The organism is Mesorhizobium sp. WSM4311, assembly GCF_002295115.1.
Taxonomy (GTDB): Bacteria; Pseudomonadota; Alphaproteobacteria; order Rhizobiales; family Rhizobiaceae; genus Mesorhizobium.
This window is the reverse complement of the sequence record NZ_NSFV01000005.1, coordinates 186,411-209,113: the sequence shown is the minus strand read 5'-3', so window position 1 is coordinate 209,113 and position 22,703 is coordinate 186,411. Positions and strand designations below refer to the sequence as shown.

Annotated in this window: 23 protein-coding genes and 1 tRNA gene; 13 read left to right on the top strand and 11 right to left on the bottom strand. The window is 65.8% G+C overall.

The genetic code is table 11. The features are described from left to right. Positions 1–16 precede the first annotated feature (16 nt). On the top strand, positions 17–1,030 hold the full coding sequence (locus CK226_RS15185) for an AraC family transcriptional regulator (protein WP_095792309.1): 1,014 nt from the start codon (positions 17–19) through the stop codon (positions 1,028–1,030). Positions 1,031–1,036: 6 nt separating this feature from the next. On the opposite strand, the gene CK226_RS15180 is transcribed toward CK226_RS15185, so the two are convergent. Then, a tRNA-Gly gene (locus CK226_RS15180) sits at positions 1,037–1,111 on the bottom strand. A 212-nt stretch (positions 1,112–1,323) separates the two neighbouring features. On the opposite strand from CK226_RS15180, the gene CK226_RS15175 reads away from it, so the two are divergent. From CK226_RS15175 to CK226_RS15160, 4 genes are all read left to right on the top strand, one after another. After that, positions 1,324–1,821 (top strand): prolyl-tRNA synthetase associated domain-containing protein, encoded by a 498-nt coding sequence (locus tag CK226_RS15175; RefSeq protein WP_095792521.1) that lies wholly within the window; start codon positions 1,324–1,326, stop codon positions 1,819–1,821. Positions 1,822–1,902: 81 nt separating this feature from the next. Further along, positions 1,903–2,910 (top strand): thioredoxin, encoded by a 1,008-nt coding sequence (gene trxA / locus CK226_RS15170; protein ID WP_095789048.1) that lies wholly within the window; start codon positions 1,903–1,905, stop codon positions 2,908–2,910. A 124-nt stretch (positions 2,911–3,034) separates the two neighbouring features. Next, the gene (locus tag CK226_RS15165; protein WP_027047556.1) at positions 3,035–3,706 is read left to right on the top strand and encodes an LON peptidase substrate-binding domain-containing protein; all 672 of its coding nucleotides are present in this window, start codon (positions 3,035–3,037) and stop codon (positions 3,704–3,706) included. A gap of 73 nt (positions 3,707–3,779) precedes the next feature. After that, a complete protein-coding gene (locus tag CK226_RS15160) occupies positions 3,780–4,022 on the top strand; it encodes a Trm112 family protein (protein WP_095792308.1) in 243 nt (80 codons plus the stop codon). A gap of 420 nt (positions 4,023–4,442) precedes the next feature. On the opposite strand, the gene CK226_RS15155 is transcribed toward CK226_RS15160, so the two are convergent. From CK226_RS15155 to CK226_RS15140, 4 genes are all read right to left on the bottom strand, one after another. Next, positions 4,443–7,796 carry an error-prone DNA polymerase gene (locus CK226_RS15155; RefSeq protein WP_095792307.1) on the bottom strand — a complete coding sequence of 1,118 codons (3,354 nt, stop codon included), beginning with the start codon at positions 7,794–7,796 and terminating at the stop codon, positions 4,443–4,445. Then, on the bottom strand, positions 7,793–9,268 hold the full coding sequence (locus tag CK226_RS15150; protein WP_095792306.1) for a DUF6504 family protein: 1,476 nt from the start codon (positions 9,266–9,268) through the stop codon (positions 7,793–7,795). The genes CK226_RS15155 and CK226_RS15150 overlap by 4 nt, the downstream gene beginning before the upstream one ends. After that, positions 9,210–10,244, bottom strand: coding sequence for an ImuA family protein (locus CK226_RS35530; RefSeq protein WP_095792305.1), 1,035 nt, complete (start codon positions 10,242–10,244; stop codon positions 9,210–9,212). Before CK226_RS35530 ends, CK226_RS15150 begins: the two co-directional genes overlap by 59 nt. A 107-nt stretch (positions 10,245–10,351) precedes the next feature. Continuing rightward, positions 10,352–10,984: a LysE family translocator gene (locus tag CK226_RS15140; protein ID WP_095775562.1), complete on the bottom strand. Its 633-nt coding sequence runs from the start codon at positions 10,982–10,984 to the stop codon at positions 10,352–10,354. Positions 10,985–11,119: 135 nt separating this feature from the next. On the opposite strand from CK226_RS15140, the gene CK226_RS15135 reads away from it, so the two are divergent. Next, positions 11,120–11,542 carry a metallopeptidase family protein gene (locus CK226_RS15135; protein WP_095775561.1) on the top strand — a complete coding sequence of 141 codons (423 nt, stop codon included), beginning with the start codon at positions 11,120–11,122 and terminating at the stop codon, positions 11,540–11,542. A 95-nt stretch (positions 11,543–11,637) separates the two neighbouring features. On the opposite strand, the gene CK226_RS15130 is transcribed toward CK226_RS15135, so the two are convergent. Together CK226_RS15130 and CK226_RS15125 are read right to left on the bottom strand one after the other, a co-directional pair. Beyond that, on the bottom strand, positions 11,638–11,844 hold the full coding sequence (locus CK226_RS15130; protein ID WP_095774865.1) for a DUF1737 domain-containing protein: 207 nt from the start codon (positions 11,842–11,844) through the stop codon (positions 11,638–11,640). A 49-nt stretch (positions 11,845–11,893) separates the two neighbouring features. Continuing rightward, positions 11,894–12,787, bottom strand: a complete 894-nt coding sequence (locus CK226_RS15125; protein WP_095792304.1) for a CoA ester lyase — start codon at positions 12,785–12,787, stop codon at positions 11,894–11,896. Positions 12,788–13,459: 672 nt separating this feature from the next. Between CK226_RS15125 and CK226_RS15120 the strand changes: the two genes are divergently transcribed. The 4 genes from CK226_RS15120 to CK226_RS15105 are packed head-to-tail and all read left to right on the top strand — an operon-like array spanning position 13,460 to position 18,489. Further along, a complete protein-coding gene (locus tag CK226_RS15120; RefSeq protein ID WP_095792303.1) occupies positions 13,460–15,001 on the top strand; it encodes a DUF4173 domain-containing protein in 1,542 nt (513 codons plus the stop codon). A 3-nt stretch (positions 15,002–15,004) separates the two neighbouring features. Further along, complete coding sequence (locus tag CK226_RS15115) at positions 15,005–15,697, top strand: response regulator transcription factor (protein WP_095792302.1); 693 nt, start codon at positions 15,005–15,007, stop codon at positions 15,695–15,697. Beyond that, entirely contained in the window at positions 15,688–17,289 is a 1,602-nt protein-coding gene (locus CK226_RS15110) for an ATP-binding protein (protein ID WP_095792301.1), read from the top strand. Before CK226_RS15115 ends, CK226_RS15110 begins: the two co-directional genes overlap by 10 nt. A 33-nt stretch (positions 17,290–17,322) precedes the next feature. Then, entirely contained in the window at positions 17,323–18,489 is a 1,167-nt protein-coding gene (locus CK226_RS15105) for an FAD-binding oxidoreductase (RefSeq protein WP_095792300.1), read from the top strand. A 48-nt stretch (positions 18,490–18,537) separates the two neighbouring features. Here CK226_RS15105 and CK226_RS15100 read toward each other — a convergent pair whose 3' ends face one another. The 4 genes from CK226_RS15100 to CK226_RS15085 all read right to left on the bottom strand — a co-directional run bounded on the left by CK226_RS15100 (position 18,538) and on the right by CK226_RS15085 (position 20,348). Further along, a complete protein-coding gene (locus CK226_RS15100; protein ID WP_095792520.1) occupies positions 18,538–19,029 on the bottom strand; it encodes an SRPBCC domain-containing protein in 492 nt (163 codons plus the stop codon). Positions 19,030–19,073: 44 nt separating this feature from the next. After that, entirely contained in the window at positions 19,074–19,520 is a 447-nt protein-coding gene (locus CK226_RS15095) for an SRPBCC family protein (RefSeq protein ID WP_095792299.1), read from the bottom strand. After that, the gene (locus CK226_RS15090) at positions 19,520–19,831 is read right to left on the bottom strand and encodes a metalloregulator ArsR/SmtB family transcription factor (protein ID WP_064987727.1); all 312 of its coding nucleotides are present in this window, start codon (positions 19,829–19,831) and stop codon (positions 19,520–19,522) included. The genes CK226_RS15095 and CK226_RS15090 overlap by 1 nt, the downstream gene beginning before the upstream one ends. Positions 19,832–19,922: 91 nt before the next feature. Further along, positions 19,923–20,348 carry a GNAT family N-acetyltransferase gene (locus CK226_RS15085; protein ID WP_095792298.1) on the bottom strand — a complete coding sequence of 142 codons (426 nt, stop codon included), beginning with the start codon at positions 20,346–20,348 and terminating at the stop codon, positions 19,923–19,925. Between the two features lie 155 nt (positions 20,349–20,503). Here CK226_RS15085 and leuD point away from each other — a divergent pair, with 155 nt between their 5' ends. The 3 genes from leuD (at position 20,504) to CK226_RS15070 (ending at position 22,703) form a co-directional block, all read left to right on the top strand. Continuing rightward, positions 20,504–21,109, top strand: a complete 606-nt coding sequence (gene leuD / locus CK226_RS15080; protein WP_095792297.1) for a 3-isopropylmalate dehydratase small subunit — start codon at positions 20,504–20,506, stop codon at positions 21,107–21,109. 72 nt (positions 21,110–21,181) lie between these two features. After that, a complete protein-coding gene (locus CK226_RS15075) occupies positions 21,182–22,117 on the top strand; it encodes a hypothetical protein (RefSeq protein WP_095792296.1) in 936 nt (311 codons plus the stop codon). A 193-nt stretch (positions 22,118–22,310) separates the two neighbouring features. Next, positions 22,311–22,703, top strand: coding sequence for a RidA family protein (locus CK226_RS15070; protein WP_095792295.1), 393 nt, complete (start codon positions 22,311–22,313; stop codon positions 22,701–22,703).

Here is a 22,703-nt window from a genome sequence, read left to right as displayed (position 1 = left end):
CGAAAGGAATACGGACGTGGACGTCTTGTCGGATGTCCTGGCTTCCATACAGCTGGGAAGTGCGGTGATCGGCAAGGCCAGGCTGCGGCGTCCGTGGGGCATCTCGGTCGATCCCATGCGCAATACCGCCATTCATCTCGTGCAGCGTGGCGAATGCTGGCTGCGCCTTGCGGGCAATGACGGACCCGTTCGTGTGGCCGAGGGCGACGTGATTCTCGTCGGCAGCGGTGTTGGTCACACGCTCAGCGACCCGGCCAATGCGCAGGTGTCGCCAATAGGCGCCGTGCTTTCGGCAACGCTCGATCCCGATGATCGGCCAGGCGTAGACGACGGGACGACGCTTCTGTGCGCCAAATATGCGCTGGACGGCGCGGGGCCGAACCCGATGGTGTCGCTGCTGCCGCCATTGATCCATCTGACGCGCGCACAGATCGCCGCCAATGAACCGCTTCGGCTGGCAACCGATCTGCTGCGGGTCGAGGCAAGTGGCGGCTTGACCGGCCACGACATCGTAGCGCCGCGTCTTCTCGACAGCGTGCTGGTCTTCCTGCTGCGGGCCTGGATCGAAAGCCAGCCGATCGGAACGGCGGGCTGGTTCGGCGCCTTGCGCGACAAAGGCGTGGCGCAAGCGCTGCGTCTCATCCACGAGCAGCCGGCAGCCCCGTGGACCGTTGCATCCCTGGCGCAAGCCGCATCGCAATCGCGCGCCACCTTCGCGCGGCGGTTCGCCCGGCTGGTTGGCGAACCGCCGCTGGCCTATGTCACGCGCTGGCGCGTCAACCTCGCTGCCAAAGCCTTGCGGGACAGCAATCGAACCATCGACGAAATCGCTCATGCGGTCGGCTACGAGTCGGCGCCATCGTTCTCGCAGGCCTTTGCCCGGCTGACCGGGCTGCCGCCCGGCGGCTATCGCAGAGGCTTTCGGTCGTCCGAACCGGAAATCCAGCGCATTGCTTCCCCGAACGATCCGAGCCCCGAAAAGCAAAACGGCCGCCCGAAGGCGGCCGATTTAGCACTTGATTCCCCTTGAGGAAATTGGAGCGGGTGAAGCGATTCGAACGCTCGACCCCAACCTTGGCAAGGTTGTGCTCTACCCCTGAGCTACACCCGCTCACACGGCGTCTTGGCCGCAAGCCGGGCCTATATGGCTGAAGAGCGCGGCGATTGCAACAGGGAAATCGCAGGCTTTTTTCAACATGCCAAACGATGCCGGCAAACCGCCCGCGGCGCGGGGATTTCATCGGCCTGTCGTGCGATGGCCTTGTGTCGGCCACCGCATTGGCCGTAAACGGCAAGGCGGAAAAACGACGAAGAAGACAATCGATGCCGAAGACCGAAGCCGAACTTTTTGCCTTTCTCGTCGAACTCGGCATCGCCGTTTCGACGAAACGCCATCCGCCGCTCTATACGGTCGCCGATTCGCAGGCGCTGCGCGGCGAAATCGCCGGCGGGCACACGAAAAACCTGTTCCTGAAGGACAAGAAGGACAATTTCTTCCTGGTCACCGTCGGCGAGGAGGCGGTCGTCGATCTCAAGCAGATCCACCAGCTGATCGGCGCCGCCAGCCGTGTTTCCTTCGGCAAGCCGGAGATGCTGATGGAGCTTTTGGGCGTCTCGCCGGGCGCCGTCACCGTCTTCGGCGTCATCAACGACACGGCGCACCGGGTCAAGCTGGTGCTCGACGAGGATTTGATGGCGCATGCCGTCATCAACGCCCATCCGCTGACCAATGAGGCGACGACATCGATCGCGTCGGCCGATCTCATCAGATTCGTCGAGGCAACCGGGCACGATGCTGCTATCTTGAAAGTCTCGGCATGATCGCCACATGCATGGCGAAACCGACTTCCAATGACATGGCGCCGACCCGCGGGCCGGCGGCGCGACCGAAAGGGTGACGAGATGAGCGACAACAAGCCGTTTGGCGGGTCATTCGGCAGCAGTGGCGGCCAGTATGCGCCCACTGTTCAGTATGGCGGAACGGGAGCCGCGCCGGCAAAGGTCGCGCTTGGCGAAGCCGCGCCTCCCGCCGCCGCCGGCGATGTCATCAAGGACACCACGACCGCCGCCTTTGCCGCCGACGTCATCCAGGAATCGCGCCGCCAGCCAGTGCTCGTCGATTTCTGGGCGCCGTGGTGCGGCCCCTGCAAGCAGTTGACGCCGCAGCTGGAAAAGGCGGTCCGGGCCGCCGGCGGCAAGGTAAAGCTGGTCAAGATGAACATCGACGACCATCCCTCGATCGCCGGCCAGCTGGGCATCCAGTCGATTCCGGCCGTCATCGCCTTCAAGGACGGCCAGCCGGTCGACGGCTTCATGGGCGCCATCCCCGAAAGCCAGATCGCCGAATTCATCACCAAGGTCGGCGGCAAGGGCAATGGCGCTCCGGCCGTGGCCGAGGCGCTGGCGGCTGCGACGGAAGCGCGCGAGGCCGGCGACATGCAGACGGCCGCCGACATTTTCGACGCCATCCTGGCGCAGGCGCCGGAGACGATCGAGGCGATCGCCGGGCTGGGCGAGCTGCTGTTCGAGGCCGGCGACACGCAAGGCGCCGAGGCTTTGCTGGCAACGGCGCCCGAGGCCAAGAAGGACGCGCCTGTTCTCGCCGCGCTGCGCGCCAAGATGGCGCTGGCCGCGCAAGCGGCGGAACTGGGCAATCCGGCCGAGTTCGAGCGCCGCCTGGCCGAAAACCCCAAGGACCATCAGGCGCGTTTCGACCTGGCCATGATCCAGAATGCCAGGGGCGAACGCACGGCGGCAGCCGACAACCTGCTGGCCATCATCAAGGCCGACCGCGGCTGGAACGAGGATGGCGCCAGGACGCAATTGCTGCAGTTTTTCGAAGCCTGGGGCCTGACCGACGAGGCGACGCTGGCCGCGCGGCGCAAATTGTCGGCGCTGCTGTTTTCCTGAGCCGGCGGCTGTTTCGTCGCACGGGCTTGTGGTCGGCGGCGGCTGCGCCAGATTAGGAAGCTGACTTCGGCCAAGCCGACGATCCCGGCGGCGGGCGGCGAATGAAGTCGATCGGAGGAATGTGGTGCAAGCGGGAAACGCGCATTACCGTCTGGCCAAGGATCTGCCGTCGACGATCCCGATCTTTCCGCTCGAGGGCGCGCTTTTGCTGCCGGGCGGCCGCATGCCGCTCAATATCTTCGAACCGCGCTATCTGCAGATGGTGGACGAAGCGGTCGCCGGCTCGCGGCTGATCGGCGTCATCCAGCCCCGTCTGGACGGCGCGCTGCGCGAGGATGGCGAGCCGGAACTGTGCAATGTCGGCTGCGCCGGCCGCATCATCGCCTTCTCCGAAACCGGCGACGGCCGTTACCTGATTTCGCTGCAGGGCGTGTTCCGCTTCCGCATCGCTCATGAACTGACGGTCAAGACGCCGTTTCGCCAGGCAAAGCCGGCGCCCTTCCTCGCCGATCTCGATGACGATCCGGCGGCGAACGAGATCGACCGGCCGGCACTGCTCAAGGCGTTCCGCGCCTATCTGCAGGCCAATGACCTCGAGGCCGACTGGGAAAGCGTCAGCCGCGCCGAAAATGCCATGCTGGTCAACGCGCTGTCGATGATGGCGCCCTACGGCCCGGCCGAGAAACAGGCGCTGCTCGAAGCCGCCGACCTGAAGACGCGCGCCGAAACGCTGATCGCCATCACCGAAATGGCGCTGGCGCGCGAGAATGAGGACTTTGGCTCGAGCCTACAGTAAGATGTGCCGATATTCAGGTCAGGCATCACCTGAATATCAGCACATCTTCGATAGTCGGTCAGGAGGCAATAGAGTGGCGGCTGATGGGCGTGACGGAAAGAAGATCAATGTCGATCCCAAGCTGCTGGAACTCCTGGCCTGCCCGCTGACAAAGGGGCCGCTGGCCTGGGATCCGGAGCGCGGCGAACTGGTCTCGCGGGTCGCCAAGCTCGCTTATCCGGTGCGCGACGGCATCCCGATCATGCTGCCCTCCGAGGCGCGGACGCTGTCGGCGGAGGATGTGCTGGCGCCGCCGAAGCTGAGTGGGCCGTCTTAGGGTATATCGATATTCAGGTTATGCCGGCCTGCAAACAATGGGTTGCTGGGCTTGCGGCCTTCGCCGGCCGAAGCACTCATAAGTAGCTTGTCAGTCAAGGCTACGGCCGGCGTAGGCCGGTGCCCACGGGGCCGGTGTAGGGGCGGTGCCATTCATCGCGTTGTCATCCCAGGGCGGAGCAGCCGCGCAGCGGCGTCGCGGAGACCCTGGGATCCATGCCGTGACGTATGCGACGCGCGAAAGCGGGCCAGAACCAGGTGCCTTTCTTCCCACGGTGTAGAGACGCAATTCTGGACCGTGGCACTCTTCGGTTGATGTCGCGGCATGGATCCCTTGAGCTGCGGAGCAGCTCCAGGGGTCTGCGCGACGGAGCTTCGCTCCTGCTCCGCCCGTGGATGACGAAGGTGCGTGTGGCGCTGCCTACTGAAAATTGCGCCCCTTGGGCATGACGCTTTCCGCCTCTTCCGACAGCATCGCAATATCCTGCCCGACCGGCGCGTTGCGTATCGCGGGTCGGCTGTCGCGAATGGGAGCCTCAGCTTTCGCTGCTGGAGGGGAAGCGCCCGGCGCTCCGGCCCCGCTGACCTTCTCCAGAAGCACGGTCAGCCAGGGCGTCAGATCCTCGATCTTTTCGGCGACGATATGGATGACACCGGATTCCGACTGCAATTTGCCGGTGACCTTGACGAAGCGCGCGCCCATGACGATCGGCCGGAAGCGGTTAAAGGTCCGCTCCCAGAAGATGACGTTGGCGACCGCCTTGTCGTCCTCCAGCGTCAGGAAGATCGCATTGCCCTTGCCGGGACGCTGCCGCACCAGGACGAGGCCGGCGACGGAAACCCGCCTGCCGTCGCGTACCGAAGGCAGGTTGGCATTGGGCGTGACCCCGGCGCGGTCGAGCCGCTCGCGCAGGAAGGCGACCGGATGCGCCTTCAGCGACAGGCCGAGCGAGCGGTAGTCGTGGATGACATGCTCGCCGAGCGGCATTTTCGGCAGCTTCGTCTCCGGCTCCAGCTCGCGCAGGCGCAGCGCCGGCTGGTCGAACAGCGGCAGCTTTTCGGCCGCACTCCTGGCGCCCAGCGCGCGCACTTCCCACAGCGCGGCACGGCGGTCGAGGCCGACCGAACGAAAGGCATCGGCCTGCGCCAGCCGCTCGATCTCGTCGACATCGAGGCCGGAGCGCAGCCAGACGTCACGGACGGTTTCGTAACCTGAACCCCGCCGCTTTACGAAATCCTCCATGCGTTCCTTGGAAAGGCCCTTGATCTGCCGGAAGCCGAGCCGCACCGCATGGTTCGTCTCGATGACCCCGCGCATATCGGCATGGCGCGGCAGGATGCGGGCCGGATCGAACGGCGCTTTTTCCAGGGTGCAGTCCCAGACGGAATAATTGACGTCGACCTCGCGGATGTCGACGCCATGGTCGCGCGCGTCGCGCACCAGCTGCGCCGGCTGGTAAAACCCCATCGGCTGCGAATTCAGGATCGCGGCGCAGAACACGTCGGGATAGAAGGTCTTGAACCAGCAGGAGGCATAGACCAGCAAGGCAAAGGAGGCGGCGTGGCTTTCGGGAAAGCCATATTCGCCAAAACCCTCGATCTGCTTGAAGCAGCGCTCGGCGAAATCCTTGGTGTAGCCCTTGCCGACCATGCCGTCGATCATGCGCTGGCGGTAATTGCCGATGGTGCCGGTGCGCTTGAAGGTGGCCATGGCGCGGCGCAGTTCGTCGGCCTCGCCCGGCCTGAAGCCGCCGGCGACGATGGCGATCTTCATCGCCTGTTCCTGGAACAGCGGCACGCCCAGCGTCTTGCCGAGAATCGCCTCGAGCTCCGGTTTCTGATATTCGGGTTTTTCCTTGCCTTGCCGGCGGCGCAGATAGGGGTGCACCATATCGCCCTGGATCGGGCCCGGCCGCACGATCGCCACCTCGATGACAAGGTCATAGAAATCCTTTGGCTTGAGCCTTGGCAGCATCGACATCTGGGCGCGCGATTCGATCTGGAAGACGCCGAGCGTGTCGGCGCGGCCGATCATGTCGTAGACGCGCCTGTCTTCCGGCGGCAAGGTGGCCAGCACATAGGGTTGGCCATAGGGATCCCGGGCTTTTGGATAGTGGTCCGTAAGCAGAGTGAAGGCGCGCTGCAGGCAGGTCAGCATGCCGAGCGCCAGAATGTCCACCTTAAGGATCTTCACCGAGTCGAGATCGTCCTTGTCCCATTCGACCATCTTGCGTTCGTCCATCGCCGTCTTGACGATGGGGACGATCTCGTCGAGCCGGTCCCTGGTGATGACGAAGCCGCCGACATGCTGGGAGAGGTGGCGGGGGAAGCCCATGATCTCATTGGCCCGTTCCATCACATGGCGCGATGTGGGGTCGCTCCGGTCGAGGCCGCCGGCGCGGGCTTCCTTCTCGCCGACCTCGGAGGTCGACCAGCCCCAGATCGAGCCGGACAGGGACGCCCGGACATCCTCCGACAGGCCCATCGCCTTCGACACTTCGCCCAGCGCCGAACGGCCGCGATAGCTGATGACGGCGGCGGCGAGCGCGGTGCGCTTGGAGCTGTATTTCTCGTAGATGTACTGGATGACGGTCTCGCGCTTCTCATGCTCGAAGTCGACATCGATGTCGGGCGGCTCGTTCCTCTCCTCGGAAATGAAGCGTTCGAACAGCGTGTCGATCCGGTCCGGCCCGACTTCGGTGATGCCGATGCAGAAGCAGACGATCGAATTGGCGGCCGAACCGCGCCCCTGGCAGAGAATGTCCTGGCTGCGGGCGTATTTGACGATGTCGTAGACCGTCAAGAAGTAGCGGGCGTAGTTGAGGCGCTCGATCAGGGCGAGCTCTTCCTCGATGCGCTTGATCACCGAATGAGGCACGCCTGAGGGATAGCGCCTGGCCGCCCCCTCCCGCGCCAGTCTTTCCAGCTCTGCCTGCGGCCCGAGACCGGATTCCGTCGGCTCGTCGGGGTAATTGTACTGGAGGTCGCTGAGCGAGAAGGCCAGCTCTTGCGCGAACAGCAGCGTCTCGGCCAGCGCCTGCGGATGCCTGCGGAACAGGCGGGCCATTTCCAGCGGCGGCTTCAGATGGCGTTCGGCATTGGCGCTGAGTTCCAGCCCGACCTCGGCGACCGGCGTGTTGAGGCGGATCGCGGTCAGCACGTCCTGCAGCGGGCGGCGTTCGGCGGTGTGGTAGAGGACATCGTTGGTCGCCATCAGCGGGATGCCGGTGCTCTGGGCAAGCGCCGCTGCCTGCTCGATCCGGAAACGGTCATTGCCCGCATAACAGGGCGAGACGCCAAGCCGCAGGGCCCTGCCGAAACGGTCCTTGAGCTGGCCAAGCAAGGCAAGACAGTCCTGCGCGCCCGCTGCCAGATCGGGCATGACCGCCAGCGACATCAGATCTCCCCATTCGAGCAGGTCGCCGCGCTGGAGAAGGGTGGCGCCCTTTTCGGTCTCGTCGCGCAGATTGGCCTGGGTGAGCATGCGGCACAGATGCCCCCAGCCTGCCCGGTTCCTGGGATAGGCGAGAATGTCCGGCGTGCCGTCGCCAAAAACCAGCCGGCAGCCAGGGTGATAGGCAAGCTTTTCGACCTTGGCCTGCTGCCAGGCGCGCACCACGCCGGCCACCGTGTTGCGGTCGGCAAGGCCGATCGCCGAGAAACCCATGAGCTTGGCCGCGACCACCAGCTCCTCCGGCTTGGAGGCGCCGCGCAGGAAGGAGAAGTTCGACTGGATGCCGAACTCGGCATAGGGAATGACGGTCAGCGCGTTCATGCGAAGACCCCGTGCATGAACCAGCGCGGCGCGGCTTGCGAGCCGCCGTAAAGTCCTTGCCGGTAGAGCCAGTAGCGGCGGCCGTCGGCATCCTCGATGCGGAAATAGTCGCGTGTCGAGGCCGCGGCGCCGCCTGGCGCCTGGCGCCACCATTCGGCGGCGATGCGTTCGGGACCCTCGGCGCGGGTGACGCGGTAGAGCGCGCGCCGCCAGCGGAAATGCAGCGGCGGGCCCTCCGGCATTTCGGTGGCCGGCACCTCGATGGGCTCGGGCGCGCGGAACAGCCGGATCGGCCGTTCCGGCGGAAAGATGGTTGTGGGCGCCCGCACCCTGTCCGGTCTCTTCGGCGGCGTGGTCCGGCGCGGCGCTTCGCTGAAGGGGACGATGGCGACGGCGCGCTCCGGCAGATGGCTTTCAACCGCGACCGGCTGCAGCACGGCGCCCTCGCCGAGCCGGGCGCGGATGCGGTCGGCGAACAGCGCGATGTCGGCGCCGTCATCGGTCACCTCGCCCGTCAGATCGGCCTGCGCCATGTCGAAGGCGGCGGCCGCCAGCACCGAAAGCCGCACCAGATCGAAGCCGTAGCCTGCGTCGATGTCCTGCTCGAGGGCGGCCAGCCTTTCATGGAACAGTTTCTGGATCAGCCGGGGATCGCGCATCGGCCGCGAGGTGCCGAGCGCGATGCGGCTGACGGCGCCGTCGACGCGGAAGAGCAGCAGCGCCAGCCTCCGCGCGCCCTCGCCGCGGCGTTCGAGATCGGTCTTCAAGGTCGTCGCCAGCAGGCCGACCAGCCGCTCGATGTCCTCGGTCAGGGTGACGGGTTCGGCGAGATGCCGCTCGACCGAAAGCGGCGCCACGGGAAGGCGCGGCGAGACCGCTTCGTCGAGACGGCCGAGCGCCTGGTCGAGGCGCAGCAGCAAGGTGGCGCCGAAGCGGCGGGCAAGCGGCGCGCGCGGTGCTGCCATGACGGCGCCCGCCGTCCGCAGGCCGACACTTTCCAGGCTGGCGCGGGTTTCCGGCGCTATGCGCAGTGCGGCGAGCGGCAGAGGCGCCAGCAGCGCTTCCTCCTCGCCTGAAACAACGATGCGGTCGCCGCAAAAGCGAGCCGCCGCCCAGGCCGCGCCCGGCGTCGGGGCAAGGCCGGCGCGGACATCGAACCCCTGATGGAAGAAGCGCGACAGGATGTCGTCCAGCATGGCGCGTTCGCCGCCGAACAGATGGGTGCAGCCGGTGACGTCGAGAAACAGTCCGTCCGCCCCATCCAGCGCCACCAGCGGGGTGTAGCGGTCGCACCAGTCGGCAAGGCCTTCGAGCAGGCGCCGGTCTGCCTCCGGATCGGCCTCGACGATGTCGATCGACGGATGCATGGCACGCGCGTCGGCAATGCCCATGTCGCGCTTCAGGTGCAGCGCCTCAGCCCGCTCGTCGAGGGCTGAGATGCGCTGCGCGTTGCCCTGGCGGTGGCTGATCACCAGTGGCGGATGAGATGGCGTAGGGTGATCTTGGGGCCGGGAACGCCAGGACCGCCCCAGGCGCTGCCGCAGGATCCTTTCGGCCGCCAGATAGGGAAACCACAGGGACAGGATTCTTTGCCCGGCCTGTCCGTCCTTCCTCGCCCCTTCTTTCGTCGAATACGCGTTCATCGGGGTTCCACTCCAGTGTGAATTGTCCAGGCAAGGCCGTGCGGCTCTTGTCGATGCTGATGGTGAAGGCCGTGCGGCCGATCGATCCGGCGAGCGGCCCGGCGACGGTTTCGCGCGGCACGGCCGGCGCCGGCGAGACGATGAGGCGGACGGGCGCCGCCGTCGGTTCCGGCTCGGCCGCCTGCCGCAGCAGGAATACGGGGCGGCCGGCACTTTGCGCCCTCGCATGCAGCCGGCGCGTGGCGGTCAGGTCGAGCCGCAGCGGGTTGCCGCGGATTTCGAGGATGACGGCGGCGAGCGTCGTCATCCGCGCTGCTTCCTCGGCGACCCACAGCGCATCGACGAGTTTCGGCGCCTCGGAAAACAGCAATTGCTCAGGCCCGATGCCGAAGGAGGCCTGCAGTCCCCTGGCATAGGGAAAGCCCGCCTCGCGGAAGATCTCCGTGGTGCCTATCCACAACACCGGCAGCCCTTGCGCCTGCTTGAGGATCAGGCTGGCGAGCGACAGGGCAAAGCCGGCGACGGCTCCGGCATCGCGGGTTTCCAGGCCATGGATTTCGCTGAGCGCCGCTTTCGGCAGCCCACCGCTCAGGGCGGCATCGAGAGGGTCGACGCCGATCGGCAGGAAGGCATCCGGCAAGGCCGCGGCAAGACCGCGCCGGACGATCGTGAGATCGGCGCTGGCGTCGGCATCAAGCGGCACGCCAGCCGGCGCCTGCAGGCGCTCGGGCAGCGTTCCCTCGATCTTCGCGATCTGGCGGCGCAGGGCAAAAACAGTCTCCCGCGCCACGGCTGATATCGCCATGACGGTCAGTGTCCACTCACAATTGTTCCTGTTATGTTCCTATTGATTCCAGAGGGTGACGGAAGAGTCAAGCAGAGTCACAAGGAATTTATTCCTGCAAACGCGCTTCAGCGCTGGCCGCCGAAAGCCAGTCGTGCGGCCAGGCCCGCGAATACGGTTCCCAGCAGGATCTGCGGCGCCCGCCGGAACCGCGTGCGTTTCGATAAGGCGGCTCCGATCCGGCTGGCGGTCAGGATGACCAGGCCGTTGACCATCAGCCCGATCAGATTGAGCACGGTCGCCAGCAGCAGGATCTGGCCGGCGACGGAACCGGTCTCGGGGCGCACGAATTGCGGGAACAGCGCCAGCACGAACAGCGCCATCTTCGGGTTGAGCAAATTGGTCAGCAGGCCTTGCCGGAAAATCCGGCTTCGCGAATAGCGCGGCAGGCCGGCGACCGGGGCAAATGCCGTTCCGTCGGAACGGAACGCCTTCCAGGCGAGATAGGCAAGGTAGGCCGCGCCGGCATAGCGCACGATGTCGTAGGCGATGGGCGCTGCCAGGAACAGTTGCGACAGGCCGAAGGCGGCGGCCAGCGCGTGGCAATAGGTGCCGGCGGCGATGCCGGCATAGGTCGCCAGGCCCGAGGCGCGCCCCTGGCTGGCGCTGCGGGAGGCGATCAGCAGCATGTCCGGCCCTGGCGTCGCGGTCAAAGCGAGGCAGGCAATGGCGAAAAGTCCGATGGTGGAAAGGTCCGGCATGAGAACTCCCCAGGAGATGGCCGGAACCGGCCCCTACGCGATTCCTCGGCATCGGCAAAGTTGCCGCGGCAGGAATTGCCGCTTCATTTGCCTCGCCCGGTGCGAAAGCCTATATGCCCGGTCAAAGGACAAAGCATGGCCCGCATCTACAAGACCCGCACCTGGCATGGCGAACTCGCCCCCTCGATGGAGGAGATAGAGTTCCTGGCGCTGGAGGCCTACGCCCATCTGCCGGAAGATTTTCGCAAGCTGACGGGCGAGATCGTCATCCAGATTGCCGAGTTCCCGACCGACGAGATCATGGACGACCTGTCGCTGGAAACGCCGTTCGACCTGCTCGGCCTGTTCGAGGGCCGCGGCATCGCCGAGCGCTGGAACCCGCAGACCGGCGAAGGCCCGAACCGCGTCACGCTCTACCGCCGCGCCATGCTCGACTACTGGGCCGAAAACGAGGAGACGCTCGGCGACATCGTCACCCATGTGCTGATCCACGAGATCGGCCACCATTTCGGCCTGTCGGACGATGATATGGAGCGGATCGAAGAAGCGGCTGAGTAGAGCCCACACTTCGCCATCCTAGGGTCTGCGCCGCGTCGCTTCGCTCCTTGCTTCGCCCTAGGATGACGAAGAGAAGGAAGGCCTCAGCGCCTGGCCTACCAGTCGCTGAGCTTGGTATCCGGCCCATATTCCTGGCCGTCGACATCCTTCACCACCGCCTGGCCGCAGCGCATGGTCTTGGCCTCCTTGTCATAGGCATAGGTCGGCGAGCCGAACAGGTGCCAGCCCTTGTTCAGCGCCGCCGTCACCTTGTGGCAGAAGCTGGCGTCGTCCGGGCCGGTGAGAAAGCGGTAGAGTTTCATGTCCCAAGTCCTGTCGTAAGTGCCCATAGCCCGCGAGCATGGGGCTATATCATGCGCCGATGGCGGCCGCCTTCGCCAGCAGTTTTTCGGCCTGTGCCAGATGCAGCCGCTCGACCATCTTGCCGTTCAGCGCGATCACGCCTCTGTCTGTGTTTTCCGTGAGCGCAAAGGCATCCTTCACCGCGCGTGCCTCGGCGATCGCCTCCGGCGAGGGCGCGAAGGCGCGGTTCGCGGCGTCGATCTGGGCCGGATGGATCAGCGTCTTGCCGTCGAAGCCCATGGCGGCCCCCTCCGCGCACTCACGGGCAAAGGCGTCGAGGTCGCGAAAATCATTGGCGACGCCGTCGAGCATGTCGAGGCCTCCGGCGCGCGCGGCCAGCACCATCTGCATCAGCCATGGCACGAGGTAGCGCCGGTCCGGCGTCACGTGCACACCGGTGTCCTTGGCCAGATCATTCGTTCCGGCAACGAAACAAGTGAGCCGGGAGGCCGGGTCGCGGCCCAGTTCGGCAATGGCGCCGATGTTGAGCAGGGCCTTCGGCGTCTCGATCATCGCCCAGAGTTTCACGCTATCGGGGGCAAAATTGTCGTCGAGCACGTCGCCGACTTCGAGGATGTCGCGCGGCGTGGCGACCTTGGCCAGCAGGATGCCGTCGGGCTCGACTTTCGCCACGGCCAGGAGGTCGTCGTCGCCCCATTCGCTGGCCAGCGCATTGACGCGCACCACCATCTCGCAGCGGTGGCCGAGATGGTTGGCAGCCGGGCGGCCGGCGAAGATGGCGGGCAGCTTTTCGCGGGCGGCAATCTTGTCGGCCGGCGCGACGGCGTCCTCGAGGTCGATGATGATTGCGTCGCAGGACAGAAGCGTGATCTTGGCCAGCGCCTTGTCGTTGGAGGCCGGGACGTAGAGCACCGAGCGGCGCGGACGGTAGGATTCGGTCATATCCGATCTATGCCGCCTGGGGTCGGTCGAGGCAAGCGTTGGGGCTGTGCGGCCACCCTCTCCCTTGTGGGGAGGGTCGCTGCGAAGCAGCGGGGTGGGGTCCGGCGCCGCACCCCCACCCGGACCTTCGGTCCGACCTCCCCACAAAGGGAGGTAGAAGCTCAGCGCCCTTCCGCAACGGCTGCGGAAGCAGGCCTTTCCTCTCCCCCGTCGATCGGGGGAGAGGTGTCGAGCGAAGCTCGACGGAGTGGGGGTCGACCCTTGGGCGCAAGGCGAGGCAATGCTTGCGCCCTTCCTATGTCCGTTCGCGGCGGTTGCCAGGTGGTTCCTCCACTCCGTCTCGGCTTCGCCGAGCCACCTCTCCCCCCTCCGGAGGGAGAGGAAAGGAGCCTGGCTGGGGCGACACACCAGCCCTGGCGCGCGACCCTGCACGAAAACTGCACAGGCCTGCGGAAAAGCTCCTCGGATCCGCCCTGCCATCTCCCTGCCGGCCTGCGAAACAGGCGGCATGCACAAGCGAGCAAAACCCCGTTGGTCCGTGCCACAGCGCCTGCGCAGCGAAGGCTGGTGGCTGGTCGATCCGCCACGCGCGAATCCCATGGCGATTCTCATCCCTTTCGCCCGCAAGTGTCCGCCGACCTTCCGGCTGGACACCATCGGGAGGATCAGGTCGTGACAGCGTTCTTCTCTGCCGCGCCAAGCTATTGCAGCCGCTTCGGTGTTGCCGTGCTGCTGGTCGTGCTGGCGGATTTCCTGTTCTACGGCCAGCCCGCCGGCATCACCGCCTTCCTGTTCGCCATCCTGATCGCCGCCGCGGTCGTGGCCGTGCATCCCACGGCCTTCAGCGACATCAGGGTCTGGCTCAAGCCCGCCGCCTTGCTTGTCGCACTGCTGCCGCTCGCCGAGAATGTCAGCCTCCTGTCCGTCTCGATCGCGCTCGCGGCGCTGGTCGTGTTCGCGCTTTCGTTGAGCGGTCGCTTGCGGCACGGCATGGCGCGCATTGCCGGCCAGATCGCGTTGTTCGGGCTTGCGGCGCCGTTCCGCTTCGTCCGCGATTTCATCCGCTGGCGCAAGACTGCGCGCCGGTTTGACGGGCGACGTGTGCGGCTGGCGGCGATCGCCGTCTGGGTGATGCCGCTGACACTGGGCGCCGTGTTCCTGGCACTGTTCGGCGCCGCCAATCCGGTCATCGACTACTGGCTGTCGCTGATCGACCTGATGAAGCTGCTCGACCTCATCCAGCTGGCGCGCGTCGCCTTCTGGCTGTTCGCGCTCGCCGGCGTCTGGGCCTTTCTGCGGCCGCGCCTGCCGCGCTTTTCGCGGCGCGGCCCCCGGCCACCCCTTGCCGCGGCTCAACCGGCGATCAATCCGCAAAGCCACGTCGTCGAGGACATCGTGTTCGGCAAGGCCGCCATCCTGCGCGCCCTGATCGTCTTCAACGTGCTGTTTGCGCTGCAGACTGGGCTCGATGCCACCTATCTGTGGGGCGGGGCAGCCCTTCCCGACGGTCTGAGCTACGCGGCCTACGCGCATCGTGGCGCCTATCCCCTTGTTGTCACCGCACTGCTCGCCGCCGGGTTCGTGCTGGCGGCGCTCAGGCCGGGCAGCGAAACATCGGGGGATCCCGTCATCCGCCGGCTGGTCTATGCCTGGGTGGCGCAGAACATCATGCTGGTCATCTCGTCGATCCTGCGGCTCGACCTCTATGTTGGCATCTATGCGCTGACCTACTGGCGCATCGCCGCCTTTGTCTGGATGGGGCTGGTGGCGGCAGGCCTTGCGCTGATCATCGCCCGCATCGCGCTCGGAAAATCCAATGAATGGCTCTCCTCCGCCAATCTTCTGACGTTATCCCTGACGCTTTATGCCTGCTGTTTCATCAATTTCGCCGCGACGATCGCCAATTACAATGTCGACCATTCCTTCGAAATGACCGGCCAGGGCATCCCCCTCGACGCCTGGTATCTGCGCTCGCTCGGCCCGGGCGCGTTTCCAGCACTCGACCGTTTCTTCGATCATCAGGGAAAGACCGCCGAGGCCGGCGCCGCACGCGAACTTGTGAGACTGCGTGGCATCGACGAGGGTTGGTACCGAACCGTCCAGGCAAACTGGCGGGCCTGGAGCTTTCGCGACTGGCGCCTGCTTGCCTATCTCGACAGCAAGGGGTCGCTCGTGCTTCCTCAGCCTTCGCAACCTTCCTTGCCGGGCCGCTGACCGATGCCGCATCACATCCTCGTCGCCGACGATGACCCGCATATCCGCGAAGTGATCTGCTTCGCGCTGGAAAAGGCCGGCATGAAGACGCTTGGGGTGGCCGACGGCGCCGCCGCCTTGCAGGAAATCGGACGCCGGGCGCCCGACCTCGTCGTGCTCGACATCGGCATGCCGGAGATGGACGGGCTGGAGGTCTGCCGGCGGCTGCGCCACACATCGGATGTGCCGGTGCTGTTCCTGTCCGCGCGCGACGAGGAGATCGACCGCATCCTCGGGCTCGAAATGGGCGGTGACGACTATGTGACGAAGCCGTTCAGCCCGCGCGAGCTGGTCGCCCGCGTCAACGTCATCCTGCGCCGCGCCCGCCCGGTGCCGGCCGCAGCGGCCGACGACCGGCAGTTTTCGCATGGCAAGCTCACTCTGGCGCCGGCCAGCCACGCCGCCGCCTTCGACGGCAAGCCGCTTGCCCTGACGGGGATAGAGTTCTCGATTCTGAAAGGGTTTTTAGCGCGGCCGGCGCATGTGCTCGACCGTGACGCGGTGATGGCAAACGCCTACGCCGGCAAGATCCATGTCGCCGACCGCACCGTCGACAGCCATATCCGCAACATCCGCGCCAAGCTGGCGGCGGTGGGCTGCCTGGACGCCATCGAGACCGTGCATGGCGTCGGCTTCCGGCTCGGCCGATGCGGCTGACGACGTCCAGCAAATGGATCGGCCGCAAATGGCGGCCAAGGCTTGCCACGGTCGTCGTCGCCATCCTGATCATGGTAATGGCCTTGCCGCTGGTCGGCCTGTTCTTCTTCCGCCTCTACGAGAACCAGCTGATCCGCCAGACCGAGGCGGAGCTGATCGCGCAAGGGGCGGCCATTGCCGCCATCTATGCGCAGGAGGTGCGCGAGGCCGGCATTCCCCCGGACAAACTCGGCGCGCCGATGCCGCAGGCCAATGGCGGCGCCAGCCGAGCCGCCAATCCCGACGGCCCGTACCGGCCGATCGAGCCGCGCCTCGATCTCGCCTCCGACGCCGTGCGTCCGACCCGGCCGGCCGCCATGTCCGTCACCGCCGATCCGGCCTTCGCCGCAATCGGCACGCGCCTGTCCGGCATTCTCGACGCCACGCAGAAAACCACGCTGGCCGGCTTCCGGCTGCTCGATCCCCGGGGCGTCGTCATTGCCGGGCGCGGCGAGGTCGGGCAGTCGCTTGGCGAGGTCGATGAAGTGCGGACCGCCCTTGGTGGCCACTATGCCAGCGCGCTCAGGCTGCGCATTCCCGACCAGCCGGCGCCACCGCTCTATTCGGTCAGCCGCGGCACCAAGGTACGGGTCTTCGTCGCCCTGCCGGTGGCCGTCGATGGCAAGCTCGCCGGCGTGGTCTATGTCTCGCGGACACCCAACAACATCATCAAGCATCTCTATGGCGAACGCGGCAAGGTGACCCTGGCGGCGATCGCCATCCTCGGCGGCACGCTGCTCATCGGCCTGGTGTTCCTGCGCACGGTCAGCCGGCCGATCTATGCGCTGATCGACCGCACCCAGCGCATCGCCGCCGGCGAGCGCGACGCGATCCGGCCGCTCGACCATCATGGCACCTACGAAATGGCCGAGCTGTCCGCCGCTTTCCTCGACATGGCCGAAAGACTGCAGGCGCGATCGGACTCGATCCAGACCTTCGCCACCCATGTCTCGCACGAGCTCAAATCGCCGCTGACGGCGATCCAGGGCGCGGCCGAATTGCTGCGCGATTCCGGCAGCGCGATGGATGATGAGGAGCGGCGGCGCTTCTCCAACAACATCGTCACCGATGCCGGGCGGCTCAATCTGCTGGTCCGGCGGCTGCTCGATCTGGCGAAAGCCGAAAATCTTGCACCGAGCGGCGAAAGCACCTCGATCGGTGCCGCGCTGGCGCTGCTGCCCGCCGACACCAGGCTGGCGGTCCACGTCGAGGCGGGCGGCGATCTCGCCTTGCGCATCTCGGCCGAGAACGCGGCAATCGTGCTTGCCAATCTCATCGACAATTCCGCCAGGCACGGCGCGACGCTGGTTTCGATCACCGCGACAAGCGCCGGCGGCAAGGCGACAGTTCTGGTCGGCGATGACGGCGCCGGCATTTCGCCGAGCAACCGGGCGCGCATCTTCGAGCCGTTCTTCACCACGCGGCGCTCCACCGGCGGCACCGGCATGGGCCTCGGCATCGTGCTGGCCCTCCTGAAAGCGCATGATGGCATGATCCGACTGGTTGACAGCGAGCGCGGCACGCGCTTCGAGATCACACTGCCGGTGGCGTGAGGATTGCCGGCGGCCGGATTCGGAGAAAAAGCAGTGCGCTACGACATCGTCATCATCGGCGGAGCCATCGTAGGCTCATCGGTCGCCTATTATCTGCGCGAGGAAGGGTTTTCCGGCTCCATCGCGCTCATCGAGCGCGATCCGCAATTCGCCCATGCGGCGACGACGCTGTCCATGGCCTCGATCCGCCAGCAATTCTCGATTCCCGAAAACATCCGCCTGTCGCAGTTCACGCTGAAACTGTTCCGGCGGCTGAAGGAGACGTTCGGCACCGATGCCGATATCGGTTTCCGCGAGGGCGGCTATCTCATCCTGGCTGGCGAGAACGGTCTGCCGGTGCTCAAGGCAAACCATGATGCGCAGGTCGCCGAAGGCGCCGACATCGTGCTCGAGGACGCCGAGCAGCTGACGCGGCGCTTTGCCTGGCTGTCGGCCGAGGGTATTTCCGCCGGCGCCTATGGCCGGACCGGCGAAGGCTGGTTCGACGCGCATGCGATGCTGACGCTGTTCCGCAAGGCGCTACGCGACAAGAAGATTGACTTCATCGCCGCGTCCGTCACCGGCATTGCACGCGACGGCAACCGCGTCACCGGCGTCTCGCTCGACAATGGCCGGACCTTGGAGGCCGGCATCGTCGTCAACGCCGCCGGGCCGAATGCCGGCAAGGTCGCGGCTCTTGCCGGGCTGGCGCTGCCGGTCGAGCCGCGCAAGCGCAACGTCTTCGTGTTCGAAGCGCGCGAGAAATATGCCGACATGCCGCTGCTGGTCGATCCCTCCGGCATCTATGTGCGGCCGGAAGGCTCGGTCTACCTCACCGGCGGCGCCGAGCCGGAAGAGGGCGACGGCCCGGCCGACCCCAGCGATTTCGAGGTCGACTGGCCGCTGTTCGAAGAGGTGATCTGGCCGGTGCTGGCGACCCGCATTCCCGCCTTCGAGGCAATCAAGGCGACCCGCGCCTGGGCCGGGCACTACGACTACAACACGCTCGACCAGAACGCGGTGATCGGGCCGCATCCAGAAGTCGGCAATTTCCTCTTCGCCAACGGCTTTTCCGGCCACGGCCTGCAGCAGGCGCCGGCAGTCGGCAAGGCGCTGGCCGAGTTCCTGGTGCATGGCGGGTACCGGACGATCGACTGCTCGGCGTTCGGCTATGAGCGGGTGGCCCAGGGACGGGCGTTCCGGGAATTGAACGTGATTTGAGAAGCGGCCGGTTCTCCCTTCTCCCACAAGGGGAGAAGGAAGAGGCGCCTAAGCCGCCGCCAGTCTCCCGGCCTCGACATAAGCCTGCAGCCAGGCCAGCACCCGGCCCCAGCCCTCGGCATGCTCGGCCGCCGCATCGCTGCGCCCGGCAAAACCGCCATGGCAGACGGTGAGGCGCGTGCCCTTGGCGCTCGGCTCCAGCAGCCAGGCGACCGTGGTCTGCCGCCGGCCAAGCGTCGGATGGTCCCAGCCATAGGCCCGTGTCTGCACGATCCGGCGCGGCGCTTCGATCTCGAGGAATTCGCCGCCGGCCGGCAGCTCCCTGCCGTCGGCCGTGCGGACGACAACCGCCCAGCGGCCGCCGACGCGAAGGTCGGCCGACCAGTCGGCCATTCGGTAGGTGTCGGCGGACCCCCACCATTGCTCTATCTCGCTCGTGACCAGCGCGCGAAAAATGCGTTCCGCGGGCGCTTCGATCTCGGCCGACGCCATGATCGTCTCGCCGTTGGTCATGCTCTGTACCCCGAGGATGTGCATCATCCATGCCTCCGCATCCATTTTGTTTCGGTATCGAAACGAGCCCTTCACCCTTTCGTTGGCGGGCGCTCGAAACCCTTGCCGGTCTCGAGCAGGCTCTTGAGACTGGCCAGCACCAGCGGCCAGCCCTTGGTGACATTCGGGATCAGCCGGTGCGGGCCGTCGGCCTCGTGGGTGACGGCAAGCTTCATCAGCTCGCCTTCCTGTTCGATGGCGAAAGTGCAGCGCGTGTAGCCGTCTTCCTTGACCTCCGGCAGCCATTCATTGCGCCATTTGATGACCAGGCGCTTGGGCGGGTCGATCTCGAGGATCTCGCCCGAATCGGCGACGCGGCCGTCGGGGAAGATCAGTTTCCAGCTGGAGCCGACCTTCCACTCGCTTTCCTGATAGGAGCAGAGGAAGAACTGCCGATTGAACTCCGGGTCGGTGAGCGCCTCCCAGAGTTTTTCGGGCGTGGTGCGGATGTAGGTCACGTAAACGAAGCTGTTGCTCATCAGTCTTCCCTTTCGAGGCGTTTCTTCAGATCACTCAATGCATCCAGCCGATGGCGCTCGAACTTGCCGATCCAGCGCTCGGCGATCTCGTTGATCGGAACCGGGTTGAGGTAGTGCTGCTTCTCGCGTCCCTTGCGCAGCGTGGTGACGAGGTTGGCCTCCTCCAGGATCGCCAAATGCTTGGTCACCGCCTGGCGCGTCATGTCCATCTCCGCGCACAGCGCGTTCAGCGTCTGCCCGTTCCGGGCATGGAGGTTGTCCAGCAATTGCCGGCGTGTCGGGTCGGCCAAGGCGCGAAAGACTGCATCCATGCTCATGGCTTTAATATGCAACCATTTGGTTGCATGTCAAGCGGCAAGATCGTGCGCCGTCGGCGGTTGGGCGCGGCCACGGGAGAAAAAGTCAGCCCTTGCGGGAGAACGAGAAGGCGTCGGCCATGCGTTTCATGCCGATGCGTTCGTAAAAGCCAACCGCATCGGGCATGGAAATCAGGCTGATGGCGACCGACGGCCCGAGCTGCCGCCGCGCCTCGTCCATCAGGCCCTTGCCGATGCCGAGCCCCTGCGCCGATCGGGAGACGGCGAGCTCCGAGATGTAGCAGACCCAGGAGAAGTCGGTGACTGCGCGGGCCACGCCGATCAGCGGCTTGCCTTCGATGCCGAGGCGCGCGGTCAGCACAAGATTGGCGCCGGACAGCATGGCCCGCAGCCTGGCGGGATCATCGACAGGCCGTGTCTCGCCGAGGCCGGACTCAACCAGCACGCGGCGGAATTCGGCGATGCCGAGCGCAGGCTCGCTTGCGTAGAGGACATGGGAGTTTTGAGCCATGCCGGCCAGACTGCACCATCGCCTCGCGAATTCGAAGTCCTTTTGTGGTACGGCCCTTGTGCCAGTGCGCGCGAACAGCTGCCTTTTATTTGCCCTCGGCTTTGTGTAAACGGGGCGTCAGCAAATCCCCCGCAACGAAAACACGGGCCAAAGCCATGGAAAAATTCACCAAGCTCACCGGCGTCGCTGCTCCGATGCCGATCGTCAATGTCGACACCGACATGATCATCCCGAAGGATTATCTCAAGACGATCAAGCGCACCGGCCTCGGCACCGGCCTGTTCGCCGAGATGCGCTACAATGACGACGGTTCGGAAAATCCGGATTTCGTGCTCAACAAGCCGGCCTACCGCAAGGCGCAGATCCTGGTCGCCGGCGACAATTTCGGCTGCGGCTCGAGCCGCGAGCACGCGCCCTGGGCGCTGCTCGACTTCGGCATACGCTGCGTCATCTCGACCTCTTTCGCCGACATCTTCTACAACAACTGCTTCAAGAACGGCGTGCTGCCGATCACCGTCAGCCCCGAGGATCTCGAGAAGCTGATGGACGACGCCTCGCGCGGCTCCAACGCCACTTTGTCGGTCGACCTAGAAGCCAAGGAAATCCGCGGCCCGGATGGCGGCGTCGTCAAGTTCGACCTCGACGACTTCAAGCGGCACTGCATGCTCAACGGGCTCGACGATATCGGCCTGACCATGGAGAAGGCCGGCGCCATCGCCTCGTTCGAGAAGAAGAACGCCGAACGGCGTCCCTGGGCCTGAGCGGCAACCGTCCGACGATAGGCCCGGCCGGGTTCAGGCCGGGTTTGGTGGCGACTGAAGGGAGGGACAGTCATGGCACGTTCGCTTCTTGCCGGCGTTTGCGGCTTGGCCTTGTTGCTGATGCCCAGCGCGAGCGCCTTTGCGCAGACACAGACGCCAACTGCAGCCCAGAAGCCGGCCGACCAGCCGGCGACCGACCAGGGATCGTCGAGCACCAGCGACGCGGCGCCCGCCGACGACGACAAGCAGGCGCCGATACCGTTCGAGGGCGGCCAGCTGACCATCACGCAGCCCGAGCAGGACGGCGAGAAGGTGCTCGCCTATGACGGCAAGCAGCTGGCCAGCAACTACGATGTCTTCTTCGACAGGATCGTGAAGATCGGCGACGTCAACGTGGCGCTGGTCGATGTCGGCGACGGCGGCAATCAATGCGGCCCGGCCAAGGTGATCGTCTGGAAGCCGAAGGACGGCGAGATCAAGACCACGACGGTCGAGCAGGACGAATGCGGCGCGCCGCCGGCGGCGATCTCCGACAGCGCCATCTATTTCGTGCCCTATCTGCTGCCGGGCGATCAGAAGCCGGCCCTGCAGTGGTCGCCGACATCGGGACTGACCACCTCCGGCAATCTGACCTACATGCCGGAACCCGGGACCGACTGGAAAGACATCGACCCGTCGACATACGACAACATCATCGACGCCTTCCACAATGAGGCGGTCTACAAGGAAGCCGAAAAGCTGGTCGGCAAGGACATGCCCGACATGGCGACCAGCCTGCTGGTCGGCGGCGGCACGGAAAAGACCGCGTCGGGCGCCTTCTATGCCAGTGGCTGCGTGCCGCATGATTGCGGCGGCAATGACGGCTTCATGGCGGTCGATCCGGCCAAGCACAAGCTCTACTTCGCCCGCCGCGGCGACAATGGCCAGCCGAACGCCTGGCCGGCGGTGGCGACATGGCCGGCCGACGTGAAAGAAGCGCTGGATAAGGCACTGTCGTCGGCGAATTAGGGCGGCTACGTCTGCGCAGCGCTTTCGTCATCCAGGGGTCTGCGCTGCGTCGCTCCGCTCCTTGCTTCGCCATAGGATTACGATGGGAGGGAGGCAGCGCTTCACCGCATCGTGACAATGGTCGGCCCTGCTTGGCCCACGACCCGCGCCGAGCCGCCTGCTAGATGCAGGCCACAATCCAAGGAGGCCCCCAATGCGCAAACTGATCTCCACCGGTTCGCCCTTCGAGAAGACCGCCGGCTATTCGCGCGCGGTGGTGCAGGGCGACTGGTGCTTCGTGTCCGGGACGACCGGCTATGACTACGCGTCGATGACGATGCCGGAGACGGTCGAGGCGCAGACGCGCAACTGCCTGGCGACGATCGGCAAGGCGCTGGCCGATGGCGGCTTCGAGATATCAGACGTGGTGCGGGCGCATTACTACATCACCGACCAGGCCTTTGTGGACGTGGTCTTCCCTATCCTGGGCGAGACCTTCGGCGACATCAGGCCGGCGGCGACGATGATCGTGTGCCAGCTCAACAAGCCGGAAATGAAGATCGAGATCGAGGTCACGGCGCTGCGACGCTCGGCTCCGGGGCGCTGA

What these genes read in the sequence shown, in the direction of transcription:
- CK226_RS15175 (WP_095792521.1), top strand. Translation starts at nt 1,324, where the DNA reads ATGCCGAAGACCGAAGCCGAACTTTTTGCCTTTCTCGTCGAACTCGGC.
- trxA (WP_095789048.1), top strand. Translation starts at nt 1,903, where the DNA reads ATGAGCGACAACAAGCCGTTTGGCGGGTCATTCGGCAGCAGTGGCGGC.
- CK226_RS15155 (WP_095792307.1), bottom strand. Translation starts at nt 7,796, where the DNA reads ATGAACGCGCTGACCGTCATTCCCTATGCCGAGTTCGGCATCCAGTCG.
- CK226_RS35530 (WP_095792305.1), bottom strand. Translation starts at nt 10,244, where the DNA reads ATGGCGATATCAGCCGTGGCGCGGGAGACTGTTTTTGCCCTGCGCCGC.
- CK226_RS15140 (WP_095775562.1), bottom strand. Translation starts at nt 10,984, where the DNA reads ATGCCGGACCTTTCCACCATCGGACTTTTCGCCATTGCCTGCCTCGCT.
- CK226_RS15135 (WP_095775561.1), top strand. Translation starts at nt 11,120, where the DNA reads ATGGCCCGCATCTACAAGACCCGCACCTGGCATGGCGAACTCGCCCCC.
- CK226_RS15130 (WP_095774865.1), bottom strand. Translation starts at nt 11,844, where the DNA reads ATGAAACTCTACCGCTTTCTCACCGGCCCGGACGACGCCAGCTTCTGC.
- CK226_RS15125 (WP_095792304.1), bottom strand. Translation starts at nt 12,787, where the DNA reads ATGACCGAATCCTACCGTCCGCGCCGCTCGGTGCTCTACGTCCCGGCC.
- CK226_RS15115 (WP_095792302.1), top strand. Translation starts at nt 15,005, where the DNA reads ATGCCGCATCACATCCTCGTCGCCGACGATGACCCGCATATCCGCGAA.
- CK226_RS15110 (WP_095792301.1), top strand. Translation starts at nt 15,688, where the DNA reads ATGCGGCTGACGACGTCCAGCAAATGGATCGGCCGCAAATGGCGGCCA.
- CK226_RS15100 (WP_095792520.1), bottom strand. Translation starts at nt 19,029, where the DNA reads ATGATGCACATCCTCGGGGTACAGAGCATGACCAACGGCGAGACGATC.
- CK226_RS15095 (WP_095792299.1), bottom strand. Translation starts at nt 19,520, where the DNA reads ATGAGCAACAGCTTCGTTTACGTGACCTACATCCGCACCACGCCCGAA.
- CK226_RS15090 (WP_064987727.1), bottom strand. Translation starts at nt 19,831, where the DNA reads ATGGATGCAGTCTTTCGCGCCTTGGCCGACCCGACACGCCGGCAATTG.
- CK226_RS15085 (WP_095792298.1), bottom strand. Translation starts at nt 20,348, where the DNA reads ATGGCTCAAAACTCCCATGTCCTCTACGCAAGCGAGCCTGCGCTCGGC.
- leuD (WP_095792297.1), top strand. Translation starts at nt 20,504, where the DNA reads ATGGAAAAATTCACCAAGCTCACCGGCGTCGCTGCTCCGATGCCGATC.
- CK226_RS15075 (WP_095792296.1), top strand. Translation starts at nt 21,182, where the DNA reads ATGGCACGTTCGCTTCTTGCCGGCGTTTGCGGCTTGGCCTTGTTGCTG.
- CK226_RS15070 (WP_095792295.1), top strand. Translation starts at nt 22,311, where the DNA reads ATGCGCAAACTGATCTCCACCGGTTCGCCCTTCGAGAAGACCGCCGGC.